The organism is Lactobacillus sp., from assembly GCF_051893255.1.
Taxonomy (GTDB): Bacteria; Bacillota; Bacilli; order Lactobacillales; family Lactobacillaceae; genus Lactobacillus.
Genome location: NZ_JBJFHB010000022.1, coordinates 42,139 through 46,014 on the forward strand (window position 1 = coordinate 42,139; position 3,876 = coordinate 46,014).

Annotated in this window: 4 protein-coding genes; 3 read left to right on the plus strand and 1 reads right to left on the minus strand. The window is 50.8% G+C overall.

The genetic code is table 11. The annotated features are described in order from the left end of the window. Window positions 1–84: 84 nt before the first annotated feature. Window positions 85–1,173, minus strand: coding sequence for a hypothetical protein (locus tag ACI4WN_RS01830; protein WP_439776728.1), 1,089 nt, complete (start codon window positions 1,171–1,173; stop codon window positions 85–87). A gap of 195 nt (window positions 1,174–1,368) precedes the next feature. Here ACI4WN_RS01830 and ACI4WN_RS01835 point away from each other — a divergent pair, with 195 nt between their 5' ends. The 3 genes from ACI4WN_RS01835 to ACI4WN_RS01845 form a co-directional block, all read left to right on the plus strand. Then, window positions 1,369–2,667: an NEAT domain-containing protein gene (locus tag ACI4WN_RS01835; RefSeq protein WP_439776729.1), complete on the plus strand. Its 1,299-nt coding sequence runs from the start codon at window positions 1,369–1,371 to the stop codon at window positions 2,665–2,667. Then, on the plus strand, window positions 2,660–3,424 hold the full coding sequence (locus ACI4WN_RS01840; RefSeq protein WP_439776730.1) for an NEAT domain-containing protein: 765 nt from the start codon (window positions 2,660–2,662) through the stop codon (window positions 3,422–3,424). The genes ACI4WN_RS01835 and ACI4WN_RS01840 overlap by 8 nt, the downstream gene beginning before the upstream one ends. Window positions 3,425–3,432: 8 nt before the next feature. Next, a partial coding sequence (locus ACI4WN_RS01845) for an ABC transporter substrate-binding protein (protein ID WP_439776731.1) occupies window positions 3,433–3,876 on the plus strand: 444 nt, incomplete at its 3' end.

The window sequence follows — 3,876 nt, forward strand, 5'->3', positions numbered from 1 at the left end:
CGGAAAAATAGCCGTGGCTACGTTGTCAGGGGGAAAATGAAGATAAAAATAAGCCAAGTCCGATTTGGACTTGGCTTAAATTAATTATTTCTTAGCAGCAGCCTTCTTAGTAGTGGCCTTCTTAGTGCTCTTCTTAGCTACCTTTTTCTTGGAAGCAGCCTTCTTGGTGCTCTTCTTAGCTACCTTTTTCTTGGTAGTGGCTTTCTTAGTGCTCTTCTTAGCAGCCTTTTTCTTAGCAGCAGCCTTCTTAGTGCTCTTCTTAGCTACTTTCTTCTTAGTGGCAGCCTTCTTAGTGGACTTCTTCTTTGAAGTACTTTTCTTGGTTGCCTTCTTCTTAGTAGTCTTCTTGGTAGTGGACTTTTTAGTGTCAGTAGTCTTCTTAGTCGTGTCAGTAGCTGCCTTAGCAGGGGTTAAGCTGCCCAAAACCAATACAGCTGACACAGCTGAGCCTGCGTGAGCACTAACCTCGAAGCTGATTTCACCCTTGCCTTCCTTGTAGGCGTCGCCGGCAAAAGTGTAGGTTGCAGTCTTGTCGGCGTTGTTAGTGCGGGTGCCGGCTACGCCGTTCATGGTTACCTTGCTCAAAACGGCGGCGCCTGCTGCTGAAACAGTCAGCTTCACTGAGCTTACCTTGCCGCCGGCAACAGTCACGTTCAGGTTTTTAGCCAAGTATGAAGCGGCCATGGAAGTCTTGGTGGTGTCGCTAGCGTTCAGGTATTGAGCGCTGGCAGTGTAGGCACCGTCGGTTAATGGCAGAGCGTCAAAAACGATGTCGGCGCTGTTGGTCATTTGACCCATTGGCGTTGCTACCACGAAGGTCACCGTACCTTGACCAGCCTTGTAGGCCTTGTCGAAGGCAAAAGTAATTGAGCCATCAGAGTTGGTCGTGCTTACGCCAGCTACGCCGTTGATAGTTACGGACTTGATCATGGCTGCTGATTCCTTAGAAACCGTGAGGGACAGGGTGTCGCCAGAAACGGTAGCTGAGCTTGGCAAAAAGCGGCTGGCTGATGAAGCGTCGGTAGTGCCAGTCTTGTACAGCTTAAAGCCGACAGTGGCTGACTTGGTAGTAGTTTGGGTCGTTGCAGCCAAAGCTGGCACAGCTGGTGCGAGCGGTGCTGCTAAGCCCAAAGCAAGTGATAATGAGGCGAGGATAGTTGCAGTTTTCTTCATTTCTTTTTTCTCTCTTCAATCAAAATTAGAATATTCCTGTATTCGCTATCATTATCTGATAAGCTGTGAAATATGTCAATAAAGAATTTTAAAGAGCTTAAGCAATATACTTTAATTAATGAAACTATTGAATTAATAGGCCCCAGCCCTTATAATTGGAGTGTTGATAAGCGGTTACATGAAGGGCGGGGAGCAATGCGGAAAAAATGGTACTTAACCATCCTCTTGGTGATGGGGATGCTGCTTTTGGGAGGAAAAAAGGCGAGCGCAGCTGAATACACCGTCGACATGACCATCTTGAAGACAGGCACGAGCGAAAAGTCGGCGGCCAGCAGCTTTATTCAGCAGGCCGCGATCACCGTCGAAGACAACCAGGTGACCCAGGTTGCCGTGCATGTTGATGCTAGCAGCTCGGCTGCCAAGTCCTTTTTGGCCATGGCCAAAAAGGCGACCAGCCAGGTGGTAAAGGGCGTCAGCCTGCAGGGAGTCAAGGGCAAGAAGACCAACCTGTCCAAAGATGGCAATAGTTTTGACCTAATTTTTGACAAAAAGGTCTATCTGTTAAAGGCCAATCCTGGCATCTTGACCGTCGACTTGTCCATGAACGGGACGACTTTTAGCGAGAAAGCTGACTACTACTTTGCCCCCTGGCAAGAAGGCGTGAAAAAGGCTGAAGAAAGCTCGACTAGTCAATCTAGCCAGAAAGCGACTAAGACGACTAGTCAGCCCAAAAAGACCCAGACTAGACAAGCGACCGCGCCCAATACTTTGTCTTACCGCGTTTACAAGAGCGACCAGTCCGGCCTGTCAATTGCCGACAGCTACTACACCCACCAGGCTGCGGTGGCTAAACAGGGCAGCCGCTACCTGGTGACCATGACGGTTAAGGTCAAGTCGGGGATCGCCACGTTCACCCCCGTCAGCATGGGCGGGCAAGCCGTCGTCAATACCCGCCATTACCAGCAGGGCGGCTACGATTACTGGCAGTACGGCTTTTACCTGACTAGCCTTGCTAAAAAGCAGCTGGCTGGGCAGATCAAGATGAGCGTGCCGATTGCCAATATCAGCAACCAACTGTTTAGCGTGATCTTCAAGTTTTCACCTGGCAGTGTCAATAGCAGTACCAGTTCCGCTGCTGCGCCAGCGACTAGTGCCGATACAAGCAGCGAAGCAGATACATCTACTGACCAAATTACGACCAGCGATCCAGCAACCGTAGATTCAGCTGACTCAGAAGAAACGACGAGCACGCCAGAAGCTGCATCAGCTGCGGTTAGCCAAAGCCCGTCTCAGTCAAAAACGGTGCAGGCGATCAAAGAAGCGCGGGCCGGCGTCCGCAAGGTTAAGGCTGCTCCCGCCGGGACATTGGCTCAGCAGGAGCTGGCCGAATACCCATACCTGCCCCTGATATTAATCCTGTCTGTGGCCAACCTGACTGGCCTCGGCGGTTTGGGCTACTACCTTTACAAGAGAAAGTTTAAAAAGCATGACTAAGAAAAAATGGCTAATTGCCTGGCTGCTGCCACTTTTGCTAGGATTTTTTTCAGCGGAAAAAGCGAGCGCCCAGTCAGTCAACTACCAAACCTACAAATACGGCACTAATGAGAATTCCATGGCTTCAGGCTACTACGCCCGGCCAGCTGAAGTGACCGTGCAAAATGGCAAGTATCTGGTCACCATGACCATTAAGACCAAAAAGGCCCTGACGGCCTGGCCGGTGACCGTTTTGTCAGTGGCCGGGCAAGCGCCAGTTAACGTAAACAAGACCAAGGACAGCAGCTATTACTACTACGCCTACAGCTTCTACAGCAGCGACCTGTCCCAAGTGGTCTCGTCCAAAATCAAGATTGACGTGCCCGGTACCTACCAGGCAACCCACCAGATCAGCTTCAAGTTTGACCAAAGTTCCCTGCCGAGCTTGAAAAAAACGGCGACTGCTGCCAAAACGGCGTCTAGCCAAAGTTCGTCGGCGACCAGCACTAGTGGTTCTAGCTCCGACGCCGCGGTAGCCAAGCAGGTCCTGGACCTGGAAAATGAGGTTAAGGCTAAAGAGAAAAAGCTGGACAAAAAAGAAGACGACCTAGCCGCCAAGGCCCAGTCCTTGAATCGGTGCAACCAAGCAGTCAATGCCGCCAGCCAGCGCAACTTCTTTTTCCTCTTGTTTGGCAGCATCCTGGTCCTCAGCCTGTTTGTCTTGGACCTAGCCGGCCTCATTTATCTCATGCGGAAAAGTAAGCAGAAAGAAAAGTAGTATTAATCATGAAAAAGAGTCAAAAAATCATTCTCGCCTTTTTAGCAGTGATCCTGCTGGTTGCGGCCAGCGGCTTGGCAGCTAAAAAGTATGTAGATCAAAAAGCAGCCAAGGAGGAGCGGATCGTGGTGACCAGCAACGCCTTGGCGGAGATTTTTGCCAAATTGAACATCGACCTGGTGGGCGTGCCAAAGACCAAGGCGGCTCTGCCCAAGCGCTACCAAAAGCTGCCGACGGTTGGCAGCCCCATGGCACCTAGTCTAGAAAAAATCGCGGTCCTCAACCCCAGCCAGGTCTACGCCGTGTCTACCCTGAAGAGCCAGTACAGCGCTGCCTTTAAAAAGCAGGCCATTCCGGTTACCTTTTTGAAGCTGGACTCGGTTGACCAGCTGGAGACCAGCGTCAAGAGCTTGGGAAATAAGTACCAGCGGCAAAATGAGGCCAACAATTTT